16 protein-coding genes and 1 tRNA gene are annotated in these 14,810 nt (G+C 64.7%); 10 read left to right on the top strand and 7 right to left on the bottom strand.

The window, feature by feature from the left end; genetic code table 11:
- Nucleotides 1-82 precede the first annotated feature (82 nt).
- The 3 genes from HNP02_RS17975 to aceE form a co-directional block, all read right to left on the bottom strand.
- A complete protein-coding gene (locus tag HNP02_RS17975; protein WP_184440913.1) occupies nucleotides 83-1,000 on the bottom strand; it encodes an ACP S-malonyltransferase in 918 nt (305 codons plus the stop codon).
- A 102-nt stretch (nucleotides 1,001-1,102) separates the two neighbouring features.
- The gene (locus HNP02_RS17970; RefSeq protein ID WP_184440911.1) at nucleotides 1,103-2,416 is read right to left on the bottom strand and encodes a CdaR family transcriptional regulator; all 1,314 of its coding nucleotides are present in this window, start codon (nucleotides 2,414-2,416) and stop codon (nucleotides 1,103-1,105) included.
- Between the two features lie 48 nt (nucleotides 2,417-2,464).
- Nucleotides 2,465-5,254: a pyruvate dehydrogenase (acetyl-transferring), homodimeric type gene (aceE, locus tag HNP02_RS17965; protein ID WP_184440909.1), complete on the bottom strand. Its 2,790-nt coding sequence runs from the start codon at nucleotides 5,252-5,254 to the stop codon at nucleotides 2,465-2,467.
- 154 nt (nucleotides 5,255-5,408) lie between these two features.
- Here aceE and HNP02_RS17960 point away from each other — a divergent pair, with 154 nt between their 5' ends.
- The 4 genes from HNP02_RS17960 (at nucleotide 5,409) to HNP02_RS17945 (ending at nucleotide 7,071) form a co-directional block, all read left to right on the top strand.
- On the top strand, nucleotides 5,409-5,981 hold the full coding sequence (locus HNP02_RS17960) for a hypothetical protein (protein ID WP_375373687.1): 573 nt from the start codon (nucleotides 5,409-5,411) through the stop codon (nucleotides 5,979-5,981).
- A gap of 90 nt (nucleotides 5,982-6,071) precedes the next feature.
- Entirely contained in the window at nucleotides 6,072-6,509 is a 438-nt protein-coding gene (locus HNP02_RS17955; protein ID WP_184440907.1) for a DUF3052 domain-containing protein, read from the top strand.
- Nucleotides 6,490-6,951, top strand: coding sequence for a peroxiredoxin (locus HNP02_RS17950; RefSeq protein ID WP_184440905.1), 462 nt, complete (start codon nucleotides 6,490-6,492; stop codon nucleotides 6,949-6,951). Before HNP02_RS17955 ends, HNP02_RS17950 begins: the two co-directional genes overlap by 20 nt.
- A 45-nt stretch (nucleotides 6,952-6,996) precedes the next feature.
- Nucleotides 6,997-7,071: transfer RNA gene (locus HNP02_RS17945), tRNA-Val, on the top strand.
- A 418-nt stretch (nucleotides 7,072-7,489) separates the two neighbouring features.
- Here the strand turns inward: HNP02_RS17945 and HNP02_RS17940 are convergent.
- Both HNP02_RS17940 and HNP02_RS17935 read right to left on the bottom strand, forming a co-directional pair.
- Nucleotides 7,490-8,416 carry a hypothetical protein gene (locus tag HNP02_RS17940; RefSeq protein WP_184440903.1) on the bottom strand — a complete coding sequence of 309 codons (927 nt, stop codon included), beginning with the start codon at nucleotides 8,414-8,416 and terminating at the stop codon, nucleotides 7,490-7,492.
- 43 nt (nucleotides 8,417-8,459) lie between these two features.
- Nucleotides 8,460-8,732 (bottom strand): hypothetical protein, encoded by a 273-nt coding sequence (locus HNP02_RS17935; RefSeq protein WP_184441663.1) that lies wholly within the window; start codon nucleotides 8,730-8,732, stop codon nucleotides 8,460-8,462.
- A 187-nt stretch (nucleotides 8,733-8,919) separates the two neighbouring features.
- Here HNP02_RS17935 and HNP02_RS17930 point away from each other — a divergent pair, with 187 nt between their 5' ends.
- From HNP02_RS17930 to HNP02_RS17915, 4 genes are all read left to right on the top strand, one after another.
- Nucleotides 8,920-9,663 (top strand): hypothetical protein, encoded by a 744-nt coding sequence (locus HNP02_RS17930; RefSeq protein ID WP_184440901.1) that lies wholly within the window; start codon nucleotides 8,920-8,922, stop codon nucleotides 9,661-9,663.
- 164 nt (nucleotides 9,664-9,827) lie between these two features.
- Nucleotides 9,828-10,280, top strand: coding sequence for a hypothetical protein (locus HNP02_RS17925; protein ID WP_184440899.1), 453 nt, complete (start codon nucleotides 9,828-9,830; stop codon nucleotides 10,278-10,280).
- Nucleotides 10,277-11,050, top strand: coding sequence for a hypothetical protein (locus HNP02_RS17920; protein ID WP_184440897.1), 774 nt, complete (start codon nucleotides 10,277-10,279; stop codon nucleotides 11,048-11,050). Before HNP02_RS17925 ends, HNP02_RS17920 begins: the two co-directional genes overlap by 4 nt.
- Nucleotides 11,051-11,112: 62 nt before the next feature.
- Nucleotides 11,113-11,727: a hypothetical protein gene (locus HNP02_RS17915; RefSeq protein ID WP_184440895.1), complete on the top strand. Its 615-nt coding sequence runs from the start codon at nucleotides 11,113-11,115 to the stop codon at nucleotides 11,725-11,727.
- Between the two features lie 244 nt (nucleotides 11,728-11,971).
- On the opposite strand, the gene msrA is transcribed toward HNP02_RS17915, so the two are convergent.
- Nucleotides 11,972-12,703 (bottom strand): peptide-methionine (S)-S-oxide reductase MsrA, encoded by a 732-nt coding sequence (gene msrA, locus HNP02_RS17910; RefSeq protein WP_309241602.1) that lies wholly within the window; start codon nucleotides 12,701-12,703, stop codon nucleotides 11,972-11,974.
- A 160-nt stretch (nucleotides 12,704-12,863) separates the two neighbouring features.
- Between msrA and msrB the strand changes: the two genes are divergently transcribed.
- Nucleotides 12,864-13,346 carry a peptide-methionine (R)-S-oxide reductase MsrB gene (gene msrB, locus HNP02_RS17905; RefSeq protein ID WP_184441659.1) on the top strand — a complete coding sequence of 161 codons (483 nt, stop codon included), beginning with the start codon at nucleotides 12,864-12,866 and terminating at the stop codon, nucleotides 13,344-13,346.
- Nucleotides 13,347-13,377: 31 nt separating this feature from the next.
- Here msrB and HNP02_RS17900 read toward each other — a convergent pair whose 3' ends face one another.
- Nucleotides 13,378-14,190, bottom strand: a complete 813-nt coding sequence (locus tag HNP02_RS17900) for a helix-turn-helix domain-containing protein (protein ID WP_184440893.1) — start codon at nucleotides 14,188-14,190, stop codon at nucleotides 13,378-13,380.
- A gap of 207 nt (nucleotides 14,191-14,397) precedes the next feature.
- Between HNP02_RS17900 and HNP02_RS17895 the strand changes: the two genes are divergently transcribed.
- Nucleotides 14,398-14,808 carry a hypothetical protein gene (locus HNP02_RS17895; RefSeq protein ID WP_184440891.1) on the top strand — a complete coding sequence of 137 codons (411 nt, stop codon included), beginning with the start codon at nucleotides 14,398-14,400 and terminating at the stop codon, nucleotides 14,806-14,808.
- Nucleotides 14,809-14,810: the final 2 nt, after the last annotated feature.

Below are 14,810 nucleotides of genomic sequence, written 5' to 3'. Positions count from 1 at the left end.
GTGGCTCCCTTTTCTATTTCTTCGTGGTCCGGCACTCCCTCGTTGGAGTGCCTTATTGACGGTTGTCGTGCGGTTGTACTGGTCAGAGCTCGGCGAGTCCATCCAGGTCTGCAGGGGTCTTGACGGCGTGCGTCGGCACTCCCCGAAGTTCTCGTTTGGCGATTCCGACGAGCGTGCCCGCGGGCGGGAACTCGACGATCGCAGTCACTTCGCGTTGGCGGATCGACTCGGTGCACAGATCCCAGCGCACCGGCCGGGTCAGCTGCGCGACCAGCTTGGTCATCGCATCCGGACCCGACGCTACCGGCTGGCCGTCGGCGTTGGAGAGCAGCGTGACGGTGGGCAGCGGGGAATCCGAGGCGGTGACGCCGTTGGCGGCCGCGGAGTAGGCGTCCAGTGCAGAGGCCATGTACCTGGTGTGGAACGCCCCTGCGGTGGCCAGCTGACGGACCCGGGCCTTGGCGGGTGGATCCTCGGCCAGCTTGTCGAGTGCCGACAGCGCGCCTGCGGCCACGATCTGGCCCGCCGCGTTCCGATTGGCGGCCACCAGGTCGAGTTCCTCCAGGCGGGCGAGCACCTCGGTTTCGTCTCCACCGAGCACCGCGGACATGCCGGTCGGCTCGACGGCGCAGGCCTTGGCCATCTCTGCGCCGCGGGTGGAGGCCAGCGCTACGGCGTCGTCGGCCGAGATGAGGCCTGCGATCGCATAGGCCGCGATCTCACCGACGGAGTGGCCGGCCACCACGGTGTCGACGCCGGAGAGCAGGCCGCGCTTGGTCAGCTCCTCGTGTGCCAGCAGCGTCGCGGCAACAACCAGCGGTTGGGTCACTGCCGTGTCGGTGATCTCCTCGGCGGTCGCGGTGGTACCGAGACGGGCGAGGTCGAGGCCGCTGATGTCCGACCACGTGGCCAAACGATCGGCAGCGCCCGGCAGCTCTAGCCAGGAGGCGAGCATGCCAGGGGTCTGCGATCCCTGTCCGGGAGCGAGCAATGCGAGCATATGTCTAAGAGAACACTGTGAAGACGGTTTTGTGCGGTGTAAGAGATTATGAACCTCGTCTTATGTTTTTGTGGGGTCTCCACAAAACGGCATGTGTTGGGACTACACCGATACCTCATCGCGACCTGTCGGCCCAGGTGACTCGTCCCCAGGCACGTCAACGGGGGGTGTTAGCTGAGCCACAACCGCATTTGTCGTGCTTGCATAGGTCGTCTGACGATTGAGACGGCCGACGGTGGACGCCACCCGCAGAACGTAGGCATCACGCGGCAGGGTCGGATCGCGTCCGGTGAAGTCGCCGATCCGTTTGAGGCGGTAGCGAACGGTGTTTGGATGAACGAACAAGGCGCGCGCGCAGGCCTCGATCGCGCCCCCCGAGTCCAGGTAGGCGTCCAATGTCTCGGCGAGTGCCGGCCCGGCGTCTGCGAGGGGGCGCATGACCTCCGTGTCGAGCGCAGCGAGAGCCGTCGCGTCGCCAAGGAGTGCGCGTTCTGGAAGTAGCTCGCGGGCAGCTACTGGCCGCGGCGCTCCGCTCCAACCGGCGACGGCGTTCATGCCAGCGATCGCCTCCGTGGCGCTGTGGTGTGCCGCGCTCAGCGTGGGCGCGGTCGGTCCGACGACGACCGGTCCGTCGGCGAACACCTTGAGCAATTCGCCGAGGGTGCGGTCGGTCGGGGACAGCGGGCCCGACACGATCGCCACCAGCCAGGTGCCGTGCACGTCGGACAGCGCGGCGCGGCCGTTGCGCGCCGCGATCGCGTGCACGTCATCGCCGGCCATGTCCGCCCGTCCGGGCTGTGGCAATCCCACGATGACCGTCGCGGGGGCGGTGGCGTCCCAGTTCAATGTGGCTGCCTGCGACTGCAATTCGGGTCCGACATCACCACGGACCACGGCGTCGACGACGTTGGCCTCCATCCGGGTGTCCCACGCGCCGCGCGACTCGGCGGCGTCGGCGTACGCGGTGGCCGCGGCGAAGGCCAGGTCCCTGCTGTAGCGCAGGATCCCCGCGGTGAGCGCCATGACCTGCTTCTCGTCGCTGCGGGCGAGGAGCGGCACGGCTTCCTCGAAGAACTCCATGGTGACGCGCACCATCTCGACGGTCTGGCGCAGCGCGATGCGACGGGTCAACTCCTGTGGTACCGCCTCGAAGGCCTTCGCGGTGTAGCTGACGTTGCTCTGCGGATCGCGCATCCACTCGACGAAGTTCACCACTGCGGTCTGCACGACCAGGTGCACGCTGGCGCGCTGCGACGCCTCGAGGTCGGCGAAGAAGGGCAGTCGCTCCTGCAGGGCGTGCACCGCCCCGGTCGCCAGTTTTCCCGAGTACTGCTTCAGCCCGCGCAGGACCGACTCGGGGACCGTCTCGAGCACCTCGAGGGTCGACGCCGGTGGCACGTACCGGTTGTCAGTCACGCCTAAAAGCTACGCCACTTTTCTGGCGGATTCCTCCAAAGCTCTGGGCTATGCGCTCCCGGTGTCCTTGAACGACACTCCAGCCGCCATCACGTCGTCGATCTTGTACTGCCGTGCGGCGGCGACCGCGACCGACGGATCGATCTCACCGTCACGTGCCAGTGCCTCGAGCACCGCGACGACCACGGACTCGGCGTCCGTGTTGAAGTACCGCCGCGCGGCGGGCCGGGTGTCGGAGAACCCGAAGCCGTCCGTCCCAAGCGTTACGTACGTGTTGGGCACCCACGGCCGGATCAGCTCGGGAACGGCACGCATCCAGTCCGACACCGCCACCACGGGACCGGCGGTGTCGCCGAGCGCCTTCGTGACGTACGGGACGGCGGCGGGACGTTCCGGATGGCGCAACAGGTCCTTGTCGACGGCGACGCCGTCGCGGTTGAGTTCACCCCAGCTCGTCACCGACCAGACGTCGGCGGCCACGTCCCACTCGGCAGCCAGCATGTCGGCCGCACGCAGAGCCTCGGGCATCGCGACGCCGGACGCCAGGATCTGCGCCACGCTGGTGCGCTTCTCCTTGGAGATGCGGTACCGGTAGATGCCGCGAAGCACGCCCTCGGGGTCGAAGTTCTCCGGCTCGGCGGGTTGAGCGTAGGGCTCGTTGTAGATCGTGATGTAGAAGTACACGTTCTCCGGGTCCTCGCCGAACATCCGCGACAGCCCGCTCTCCACGATGTAGGCGATCTCGTAGGCGAACGCCGGGTCGTAGGCGACCACCGCCGGATTCGTCGACGCCAGCAGCAGCGAGTGTCCGTCCGCGTGTTGCAGACCTTCGCCGGTCAGCGTCGTCCGGCCTGCCGTCGCGCCGAGCACGAATCCACGGGCCATCTGGTCGGCGGCGGCCCAGAAGCCGTCACCGGTGCGCTGGAACCCGAACATCGAATAGAAGATGTAGATCGGGATCATCGGCTCGTTGTGGGTGGCGTAGGAGGTGCCCACCGCGGTGAACGACGCCGTCGACCCGGCCTCGTTGATGCCCTCGTGCAGGATCTGGCCGATCTCGCTCTCCTTGTACGCGAGCATCAGCTCGGCGTCCACGGCGGTGTACAGCTGGCCGTTGCGGTTGTAGATCTTGAGGCTCGGGAACCAAGAGTCCATGCCGAACGTGCGGGCCTCGTCGGGGATGATCGGCACCAACCGGGGCCCGATCACCTTGTCGCGCAACAGTTCCTTGAACGTCCGCACGGTCGCCATGGTGGTCGCGACTTCCTGATTGCCCGACCCCTTCTTGAGCGCCTTGTAGACATCGCGGCTCGGCAGCGCCAGCACCTTCGTCTTGGTCCGACGATCCGGAAGGAAACCGCCGAGGGTGCGCCGCCGGTCCAGCATGTAGCGGATCTCCGGGGCGTCGGGTCCCGGGTGGTAGTACGGCGGCAGGTACGGGTTCTCCTCGAGCTGAGCGTCGGAGATCGGTATCCGCTGGGCTTCCCGGAAGTCCTTGAGGTCTTGCAGCGCAAGCTTCTTCATCTGGTGCGTGGCGTTGCGACCCTCGAAGTGCTTGCCAAGCGTGTAGCCCTTGATGGTGTGAGCCAGGATCACCGTCGGCTGGCCCTTGTGCTCCATCGCGGCGCGGTAGGCGGCGTACACCTTGCGGTAGTCGTGGCCGCCGCGCTTGAGGTTCCAGATCTCGGCGTCGGTCATCGGCTCGACGAGAGCCTTGGTGCGCGGGTCGCGACCGAAGAAGTGGTCGCGGACGTAACCGCCGTCGTTGGCCTTGTAGGTCTGGAAGTCACCGTCGGGTGTGGTGTTCATCAGGTTCACCAGCGCACCGTCGCGGTCCGCGTGCAGCAGCGCGTCCCACTCGCGGCCCCAGACCACCTTGATGACGTTCCAGCCTGCGCCGCGGAAGAACGACTCCAGCTCCTGGATGATCTTGCCGTTGCCACGCACCGGGCCGTCGAGGCGCTGCAGGTTGCAGTTGATCACGAAGGTGAGGTTGTCCAGGCCCTCGAGGGCGGCCACGTGCGCCAGACCGCGGCTCTCCGGCTCGTCGGTCTCACCGTCGCCGAGGAATGCCCAGACGTGCTGATCGGAGGTGTCCTTGATGCCCCGGTCGTGCAGATAGTGGTTGAACCGGGCCTGGTAGATCGCGTTCATCGGGCCAAGGCCCATCGACACCGTGGGGAACTCCCAGAAGTCCGGCATCAGACGCGGGTGCGGGTAGGAGGGCAGGCCGCCGCCCGGGTGACTGTGCTCCTGGCGGAACCCGTCGAGCTGGTCTGCGGTTAGCCGGCCCTCGAGAAACGCGCGTGCGTAGATGCCGGGGGAGGCGTGACCCTGGATGAAGATCTGGTCGCCGCCGCCGGGGTGCGACTTGCCGCGGAAGAAGTGGTTGAAGCCGACCTCGTACAGCGCCGCCGACGAGGCGTATGTCGAGATGTGGCCTCCCACACCGACTCCCGGGCGTTGTGCGCGGTGCACCATGATGGCTGCGTTCCACCGGATCCAGGCGCGGTAGCGGCGCTCGACGTCCTCGTCGCCAGGAAACCACGGCTCGAGTTCGGTGGGAATCGTGTTGACGTAATCGGTCGACGTGAGTGCGGGGATCGCTACTCGCTGTTCGCTGGATCGCTCGAGAAGACGCAGCATCAGGTAGCGCGCCCTGGCCGGCCCCGACCGTTCGAGTAGCTCGTCGAACGACTCGAGCCATTCGGTCGTCTCTTCGGGGTCGATGTCGGGAAGGTACGACGCAACGCCCTCACGGATCACTCGAACCCGGTCGGGTTCGCTTGCGGTGCTGGAGTTTTGGGCCAGGTCTTGGCGCGCGAACTCGGTGGTCAACTGCCGCTCCTCGGTTGGTGGACACGGGTGCTCGTGGCCCCGTTCCTGAACGTGTCCATCGTGCTCCTATCGTGCCGCAAGTGCACCGCCGGGGTTGACAAGTCGACATGAACCGGCGATCACAGGGTGGAACCGGTAACGTCTGGAGACCGTGATGGGTCGTCGGCAGCGCATGGGCCGGCTGCGCGCGAGTGGTTTGGCCATGGGCGGCCTCGGCGTTTTCGCCATGATCGTGGTCGGCTGCACCAGCGTCACCCAGGGCAACGCGACGATCGATCGCGCCGACGCGCCGGTCTACCAGGCGTCGGTTTCGGCATCGGCCGCAGAATCGTCCGCCAGTTCCAGCGCGCAGGAGTCCGAGCATCAGGCGTCGGTGTCGAACAAGGCGGTGCACACCTCGTGCGAGGCCCTGAGCTCGAGCAGCGTGGACGCAATCGACGCGGTGAACAAGTACGTCGACGCCTACAACAAGAACACCCCCGACATCGGAGCAACGGCAGGACCTGCGAACGACGCACTGAACCACACCGCTGACCTGGTATCGGGCAGCCTGTCCGCACCGCTGTCGCCCGAGCTCACGGACGCGCTCAACGGGTGGGTCGACGCAGCCAGGGCGCTTGCGGCGGCCATTGCGGGGAATGCCTCGATGGACGATTTCAATGCGGCGATCGGCAAGTTGAACGACTCGAAGACCGTCGCGCTGAACCTGTGCGATGCCGCATACTGACCAACCAGCGTGCCAGGCGTTAGCTATTCGCCAACGGCGTGCGACTATAGGCCGAGCAGAATTGCAGGTTGAAGGCTGAAGGAGGACACGGTGGTTGCGGCGGACTCGCCGAACTACGCCCGCAGTTTGGGCATCGAGAAGGATCAGGTTGTCCAGGAACTGGGCTGGGACGAGGACACCGACGACGACATCCGTGTCGACATCGAGGACACGTGTGGCAGCGAGTTACTCGACGAAGACGCGGACGAGGTCGTTGATGTCGTGCTGCTTTGGTGGCGCGATGACGATGGTGACCTCGTCGATCGGCTGATGGACGCCATCACCCCACTAGCGGAGGACGGCGTCATCTGGGTGATCACACCCAAGACCGGCAAGCCGGGACACGTACAGCCAGCGGAGATCGCCGAGTCGGCGCCCACCGCGGGGTTGATGCAAACGTCGTCGGCGAACCTCGGCGACTGGATCGCCAGTCGTCTGGTTCAACCGAAGTCGAAGGCTGCCGGTCGCGGTGATCAACGCCGGGCGTGAGGCACCCGATTTCACGTTGAAGGACCAGAACGGGCAGTCGGTCACGCTGAGTGCGCTGCGTGGCAGGAACGCGCTGTTGGTGTTCTTCCCGCTCGCATTCACCGGCATATGTCAGGGCGAACTCGACGAAATCAACGACAACCTGTCGAGGTACGTCAACGACGACACCGTGACACTGGCGATCTCGGTGGGACCGCCGCCAACGCACAAGGTCTGGGCCACGCAGAGCGGTTTCACGTTCCCCGTGCTCTCCGACTTCTGGCCACACGGCGCGGTTGCCAAGGCCTACGGCGTGTTCAACGATCACACCGGTTTCGCCAACCGTGGCACGTTCGTCGTCGATCGGACCGGGGTGATCCGGTTCGCCGAGATGAAGGGGCCGGGCGAGGCGCGCAATCAGGCGTTGTGGACTGATGCGCTCGCCGCGCTGACGGTCGGCTGACGGATTTCCCGTCGCCCGCCGTCGGCGTGTAGCCTGCCCGAGCACGGGCGCGTAGCTCAGTGGTAGAGCTCTGGTTTTACACACCAGCGGTCGGCGGTTCGATACCGTCCGCGCCCACCATTGTTTGTTGAGGTCAACATCGTTCACGCCAGCTGTTGGGCGCCGGTGCAGGGTGCCCGTCAGACGCTCAGTGTCCCAAGTGTGTCCCAACGAGCGCGCGGTTGTCGTAACCCGAAAAATCGGCCTCCGGTTGGGAACTACGGCACTTGGTACACTGGAGTTAATCGAGCAACACGGGTTCGAATCCCCTCGGCTCCACCACATGGGGCCGCAGTTCAGCGGTAGAACTCCCGACTGATCGGAAGACGAAGGGCGGTCAACTTGACCGCCCTTCGTCCATTTCTGGCCAATCTTCGAGTGCACTCACCGGGAACAACGACGCCTCGCCAGCCCTCTCGACACTGCGCGTCGTGCGCGCGAGAGGCACGGGCCGCCCGAGTGGATGCGGCGGCGGCTCGGAGATCGATGAGGGCGCCGGTCACGCTCCCTGTTCCGGCCAGAATCGCGTGATGTCGTTGCAGTGCTCGGCGAACTCGGCGTCACTCAACGTCGGATAGCGGGTCTGATACTCGCCATCGTCGTACACGTCGAACCACGCGCGTCCGTCTTCTAGCTGCATCGGGCGCATCTCGAAGCGGGGCGAGACGAGAACGCTGGCCGGTAGATAGAAACGCTTGATCACCGGTTGTCTCTCGGCTTCCGAACTCAGATATGTGTGGCCAGTGGTGCCCTTGATGAACTTGGGCGGGCCACCGAGAGGTGGGAACAGCGCTTGAATGATGCCCTGCAACAGTCGAACGGCGCTGATCGCGGCCTCGCGGGCGTCGGTGTTGTCCAGCCCCGGGTTGTAGTGCACGGCGCGATGACGGAGTTTCCCCAGCTGAGTGAAATCGTCAACGAGCTTGTCCGACAGCACGCCCCATCCCGCCAAGGCGTCTGTGCAGTGGGACCACTTGGTGAACGACTTCCAACTCGCAATGTCGGAGGTCGTTGCCGGGTGGTCCCGATAGTCGCCACGCAGCACGATGACTAGCTGATTGAGCATCCGTTCGCCGAGCGCGCTGGCTCCCACCAACGCCGGGTAGTACGCGCCTGCGACGAACGACGTCCGAATCTGGGCCAGAAACACGTTGTGCAGAGCGACGACGCTCATCGGCGCGACCCCGATGGCCCGATAGTCGTAGAACTTCGCGTCAAAGGCCGCCGCCCCGAACTCATTCACCAGCCCGACCGTGACCAGCCTCCGATTACGCCGCGACTGATCTCGGGTGTCTGGCTCCCAATTGCTCTCTTCGTCCTCGGAGTCCAGAAGGTAGTTGCGGGTGTCAAATGTGAAGTGCAGCGGCATGTACCGACGACAACCGTCGTCGTTGGTTCGTTCGCGCCCGGTGAGAGCGGAGATCATCAGTCCCGGCCTGAAGTGGTGGCGGTGTCAACGGCACTCGTCGTCACGGGTAGACGTGATCCTGTGGCTGCCCCAGTGGGGTCATCGGCGGACTGGCCGGGTCATAGGGGTAGCACCGCGACACCGTCGGTATGAGCACCTGACCGAAGGCATTCACCGTACCGAACGCCTCCATGCACCGATCCCAGGAGCCATCCGGCCTGATCGGCCCGTCGCAGTACTTCGCGAATGCCTGCGTCTCGCATCCCGCGGAGGCCGGTGCGGCAAGGCCCACACCGATCGCGACGAAGGCCGTCATCAGCGCAGCTACTTTCATCTTCACGGCCAATCCCCTTGCTCTCGCGCGTTGCGCCCGGTAGAAGCTTTCCTCGCAGCAAACCATACGACCCTTGACGGCTCGCTAGCGAACGATTCGTACAACACACCTCGGAGCTGCACCGAGAGGACAACCTGGTGTGCCGCTTCGTGGAGGACGGCAACGAGTCCGTGTCATGCTGTGGCGCATGACTCAGCCGGGGGGCGCCGAGCGGATCCGTGTTGACCAAGCGGTCGTGCTCACCGTGATCATTCCAGTCATCTACGCCGCGCTACGGCTCATGGTCTTCGCGAGAGGCGACGCGAACCGTCTGCGTGCGCTGGTGTCGAACCTCGATATCAAAGCCGTCATCCTCGGCACCGTGCTGCCGCTGGGTGCCACATTCCTCTGGTGGGCGTTCTTCTTCGCGGTCCTCAACGCCATCATGAAAGCCAAGGCCGCGAAGAGCGCAGACGAGCCGGTCAAGACTGAGAAGCGCGAGGATGCTAAGCGCAGCCAATCCACGGCGCTAGCGATCTTCCTTATCGGGTTCGTCGCCGTGTGGTGGGCAATGCCAATGCGCCACATGGTGATCAACCTCTTCATCTTGGCCGGGTTACTCCTGGCCGCCCTTGGGAGAAAACGGAAGACCGGCCTGATCAGCCTGTTGAGCACGCTTACGGCCGCGGTGATGCTGTTCGCTTTCATAATCGTGCCGCTAGTCGTTGTCTTCTCCGGAGACGCTTGGCTACCCCGGGAACGGCTGCGCCTCGCCGACGGGTCTACCCCGGAGGTCTACATGCTGTCCAGCGATCCCGACTGGACCAAGTACTTGGACATGGACCGCAATCCGCACATCATCGCGTCGAGCAACGTCATCGACCGACAAGCCGACGTCACCCCAAACAGCAGATGGAATCGAACGCTCGCCGATATCACCGGCATTGGCTGATCGCCATCTGTGCTGCTGCGGTCGATCTTGATCGAGGCGCTTAGGTACAACCCCTAACCGACGTCGAATTCCGTTGGGGGACACGCATTCACCCATGAGGGCGATCTGACGGACATACGGCGTTTCACCGTATCGCCGTAGCTTTCGTCTGCCACGCTGTGCACATGGAGCAGACGTTAGATCCAGGCGAGCGACCGCCCATCAGCTGGTCTTCGGCGCTCGCCGTACTCAAGAGGCAGGACGTGCCCGACTCCGATCCGGGCATCGCTCAATGTCGGGCTATGTTGGCCTACTGGCGCATTCGGCGCGTTACCGACGCCGAGATCGATTCGGCCATCATGGCCGAGCTTGCCGTACTCGACGAGACCGGCGACGGCGACCTAGTGCTGTGGAGCCGCGTCACCAAGCGCGTCCCCGGCGGCTTCTGGGCCAAGGCCGGGGCACTGCTGCGCCTGCACGACGCAGCCCGCGCCTACGTCGGGCTCGCGGACGAGGCCGACGCAGAGGTGGCGGCCAACGCGAGGGCGCTCAACCGCTCTCGGCCAATCAGGGTGGTGGAGACCGGGTTCGCTGACCGAGCGGTCGACGCCGAGCCGTTCGCTACGGTGCATCGGTGAGCGACGAACGCCAGTCCGAGAGGTATTTGCGCGGGGTCGTCGAGCTTCTACGCGGCGTCGAGCTGGAACAGTTCGACCGCGACGGACGCCCTCGGGCGGTCGATTACGTGTTCACGTCGTCCGAGGGGACGACCGGGGCCGTCGAAATGACCACCTACCAAGACGGTCGAGCGGCGGCGCTGCAATCCAAGCTGAACGACGACGGCGAAACGATCACCGTCGATAGTCCGCGCGGATGGGCGGTCAGCGTCGAACTCGGCACGAAACTCGACCAGCTGCGAAAGCGGCTGCCGTCCGTCGTTGCCGCGTGTGACCGCCACGGCGTCGATGACACGGTGCGGCTACCGGCAAGCGAATTCAGCGCGGACGTTCAGTGGTTCTTGTCGACGGGGCTGGGCCTGTCGCCGAGCGCATTGTCTGCTCCCGGCACCGTGGCCGTGCGCCTGCCGCCGAGGGCGGGCTTTCCCCAAGACGAGAATCTGGACCACGACCTAGATCGGATGCTGGCCGACGTGGGGATCGTCTCGAAGCTGAGCAAGCTGTGCGATCACCAGGGCGTCACCGAACGGCACCTTGCGGTCGGCGTGCACCTCTACGGGCCGAGTTTCGACCTGTTCAGCCAGTTGCTCTCACCGAGCGGCTATGTGCCCGACTACGCGATACCAGACGATTTCGCCGCAACACACCTATGGATCAGCGGCGGCTATCACCCGGTGCTCACGTGGACCCGCATTGGCGGGTGGGCGTGGCGGTCACTCCCCGGGTCTTGATGGCCAGTCGCGATGTAGGCGATGCAAAGTCGTGCAATAGGGTCGAGGCAGGGAGGCCGACAATGGGGTGGCTTTGGGATTTTTGGCACTGGTGGACGACCGCGCGTGTTGCTTCAGCTGCTGCCGTCAGTGCAGCAGGCGTGGCAGTCGTCACGGGAACGACAGCGATCCGATCACTGCGCCACAATAAAGAGGCCACTCAACGAACTACTCGTCCGATGATGGTTGCCACGCTTCGTCCTTCGGACGGAGCGACCGCAATGTTGGTTGTTTCCAACGTCGGGAAATCGTTCGCTCGTAGCGTGCGGGTGAGCTTCGATCCGCCACTGCCTACCCACGATCACACACCGGATGGGCAGGGCAGCGTCATCCCGTTCGTTCGCCACCGCTACTCGAAACCAATCGGCGTTTGGTCGCCCGGTTACACCGCGCGAAACGAGTTCTACGTACTCGGCGACGAGCGCGACGAGGCTGGTTACCGGCAAAACATCGACGGCATTCCCCGAGAGACTGAGATCGTCTTCGAATATCAGGACGACGACGGTAACCAGTACCACGAACGGATTCCCCTCGACCCCACGCTTCTTCAAGGTGAAACATGGTCGGTTACCAAGCGAAACGCCGGTGGCGAGGAGAGCATCCTGCGCGACGGCTCGCCTTGGCTGGCCGACGATTGACGGAAGGGGCGACGGCCCCTGTTGGGATAACGACCCGGTGGCCTCGAACGCCCGTTCGTCAGTGTCCCAAGACAGGCCCGAACACCGTAGACACAACGGCATCAGCCGGACACGTGATAGGGCGTTGACCTCGACGTATTGGACGCCATCGAACACAGGTCCACAAGTTCCGGTCCCTTTACACACCAGCGGTCGGCGGTTCGATACCGTCCGCGCCCACCATCAAATCTCCAGGTCGATGCAGTCACCGCCCGTCGGCGAGCACCAGCACGGGCTGATCGCGATATTGGTCGGCGAAGAACTGCTTGAGGCCGTTGACCTTTGGCATGTCGTTGATCTCGATGTACGGATACGTCGGGTTCGAGTTCAAGAAGTCCTGGTGGTATGCCTCGGCGGGGAAGAACTCTGCCTTCGGCGACACCGTCGTGACGATCGGTCCGGGAAACACCGACGCCTTGTTCAGCTGGGCGATGTACGACTCCGCAACGCGCTGCTGGGTTTGATCCTGTGCGAAGATCGCCGATCGGTACTGAGTGCCACTATCGGGACCCTGACGGTTGAGCTCGGTGGGGTCCTGCACCACCGAGAAGTAGATCCGCAAGAGTTCACCAAAGCTCACCTGGTGAGGGTCATAGGTGATGCGTACGGACTCCGCGTGGCCGGTGGTGCCGGTGCTGACCGTCGCGTAGTTCGCGGTCTGCGCGTCGCCGCCGGTATAGCCGGATTCCGCCTTGGTGACCCCATTGACGTGTTGGAAGACGCCCTGCACACCCCAGAAGCAGCCGCCCGCAAGGACTGCCGTCTCGCTGGTGACCCCGGTCGCCGCAGGCTCGTCGACCTCGGGTGTGGGGACGGCGATCGACTCGCTGGCAGCACTGACGGTCGGAATGGTGAGCCGACCACCGGTGAACAGAAAGGCGGCACCGACCACCAGGCACAGCCCGATCGCGAGCCCAATCCACTTGCTGCGTATCACCCTTTCGAGTCTCCTCCTCGGATTGGCGTTGTCGCGTGACTGCGCGCGGCTGTCACGAATCGGTAAGACCGCTCATGACCGCTCCAGAACGAATCAGGCCTACGGTCGAACTATGACTGCCCTGCCACCACTTCAGTCACGACTGCTGACCCGCCGCAACATGTTGTGTGGGACCGTGCTCCTCGGCGCGGTGGCAGGGTGCGGCTCACCGCGTGCTCTCGCCGGCGCCGACGCGCCGAACAAGTCGACCGAGACCTTCGAGGTCACCCATACCGATGCGGAGTGGCTGAAGCTGTTGACCCCGACGCAATACGACGTGCTTCGCGCAGCGGGCACCGAGAATCCGTTCAGCAGCCCCCTCAACGACGAGCACCGTGCTGGTGTCTTCGGATGTGCGGGCTGCGCGCTCGATGACTTTTCGTCGACGACGAAGTTCGACAGCGGCACCGGGTGGCCAAGCTTTTTCAAGGCGATGGATGGCGCCGTCCTCGAACGCAAGGACGACAGTCTGGGGATGTCGCGCACCGAGGTGCTGTGCCGCCGGTGCGGCAGCCATCTCGGGCATGTCTTCGACGACGGTCCCCAACCGACCGGCCTGCGCTATTGCATGAACGGCGTCGCCCTGACTTTTCGCCCGACCTAGAGCCTTCTGCCGCAACGTCTTTCGGCAGAGGCTATTGGCTACTTCGCCGAAGTGCCTCTAGAGCTTGGGCTGACTCGCTGCCGGGCTCGGCGTGATAAACCAGCATGTGCTGTCCATCCGAGTGAGGCACCCCGAGCCTGGTCCGAAGGAGATGAAGGACGCCGAGCTGCGGGTGGCGGATGTGCATCGGGCCTGGCCGGTAGCCCACGTCCGCGCGCGCCCACAGCTCACGGAAACGTGGACTCTGAGCCGATAGTTCGTCAATCGTCGTACGCAATCGAGGATCGCCGAGATCGGTGCCCGCGCCTTCGCGGAACTCGCTCACCGCTATGTCGGTGACGCGGTCCCAATCGATGTAGAGATCTCGGGCAGCGGGGGCGAGGAAGATCCAGTACAGCAGATTTTCTCCCGGCTCCAGTCCGGGTGACAGAGCGCGAGCGCATCGATTGGATGCCAACATATCGAAGTACCTGTTGCCCACGGACACAGGTACCGGCAACTGGTCGATCAGTTGGCACAGCGATTCAGCCACGGTGTCTTCAGCGGGCTGAGGCCGACGTCTGTCCGTCGCGTTCGCGAGCCGCTGCAAGTACTCCGTCGCCTTGAGGTCGAGCCGCAGGGCTCGCGCGAGTGCTTCCACGACCTGTCCGGACGGATGGGTGTCCTGGCCCTGCTCGAGGCGCAGGTAATAGGCGGAGCTGATACCGGCGAGCGTCGCCACCTCTGCGCGGCGCAAACCCGCCACACGGCGTCGCGCACCGGTAACCAACCCGACGTCTTCGGGACAGATCTGTTCGCGCCGCGCACGGAGGTAGTCACCGAGCGCGTTGGCCCTCGCTACCACCAACCGATCTTAAGGCTGTCCCCGCCAATATCACGATGAATGGGGTTCGCCTGACGCCTCGCAAGCCGGAATGCGCAACGCGCCCAGCGCGCTATTGCTGGCCGTAGCCGTCGAGCGGGAACCGAGTTCAGCTAACTGCTTTGTGGCCACATCCAATGAAAACCGTTGTCGGAAAACACTTCCGATGCCACACCGAAGGAGAAGCACATGCGAAATTTGTCAGACGCCCTTATCGATCTTGCTGGTCGGGTCAAGAGAGTCGAGGACTCGGCGGCGGCCGTGCAGGAAAGGAACCGCGCGGCGCTGCAGTCACGTCGCGAGGAGCTCGAGAAGGCCATCGAACAGTCGAAGACCGAGTTGGAGGGTGCCGCCACCCAGGCGAAGGACACCACCCGGGGTTGGTGGTCGGAAACCACCAGCGCCATTCAGGCTGACTTCGCCGACTGGCAGGCCGAGACGAAGGAAGCGAACGCCGAGGGGGCCGCCGAGGCCGCCGAGGACGACGCGGTGGTTGCCGTGAGCCTCGCGGCCTACTGCCTCGATGCCGCGGAGTGGGCTGTGGTGCGTGCGGAGCTCGCCCGTGGCGAGGCTGACCAACCCATGGGACAGGGGCGCTGATC

Source organism: Mycobacterium sp. AZCC_0083 (assembly GCF_014202335.1).
GTDB lineage: Bacteria > Actinomycetota > Actinomycetes > Mycobacteriales > Mycobacteriaceae > Mycobacterium.
This window is presented reverse-complemented; position numbering and strand designations above follow the sequence as displayed.

Excerpts from the sequence above, each read along its gene's own strand:
- HNP02_RS17975 (WP_184440913.1), bottom strand. The coding sequence starts at position 1,000 with ATGCTCGCATTGCTCGCTCCCGGACAGGGATCGCAGACCCCTGGCATG.
- HNP02_RS17960 (WP_375373687.1), top strand. The coding sequence starts at position 5,409 with ATGGGTCGTCGGCAGCGCATGGGCCGGCTGCGCGCGAGTGGTTTGGCC.
- HNP02_RS17940 (WP_184440903.1), bottom strand. The coding sequence starts at position 8,416 with ATGATCTCCGCTCTCACCGGGCGCGAACGAACCAACGACGACGGTTGT.
- HNP02_RS17935 (WP_184441663.1), bottom strand. The coding sequence starts at position 8,732 with ATGAAAGTAGCTGCGCTGATGACGGCCTTCGTCGCGATCGGTGTGGGC.
- HNP02_RS17930 (WP_184440901.1), top strand. The coding sequence starts at position 8,920 with ATGACTCAGCCGGGGGGCGCCGAGCGGATCCGTGTTGACCAAGCGGTC.
- HNP02_RS17925 (WP_184440899.1), top strand. The coding sequence starts at position 9,828 with ATGGAGCAGACGTTAGATCCAGGCGAGCGACCGCCCATCAGCTGGTCT.
- HNP02_RS17915 (WP_184440895.1), top strand. The coding sequence starts at position 11,113 with ATGGGGTGGCTTTGGGATTTTTGGCACTGGTGGACGACCGCGCGTGTT.
- msrB (WP_184441659.1), top strand. The coding sequence starts at position 12,864 with ATGTTGTGTGGGACCGTGCTCCTCGGCGCGGTGGCAGGGTGCGGCTCA.
- HNP02_RS17895 (WP_184440891.1), top strand. The coding sequence starts at position 14,398 with ATGCGAAATTTGTCAGACGCCCTTATCGATCTTGCTGGTCGGGTCAAG.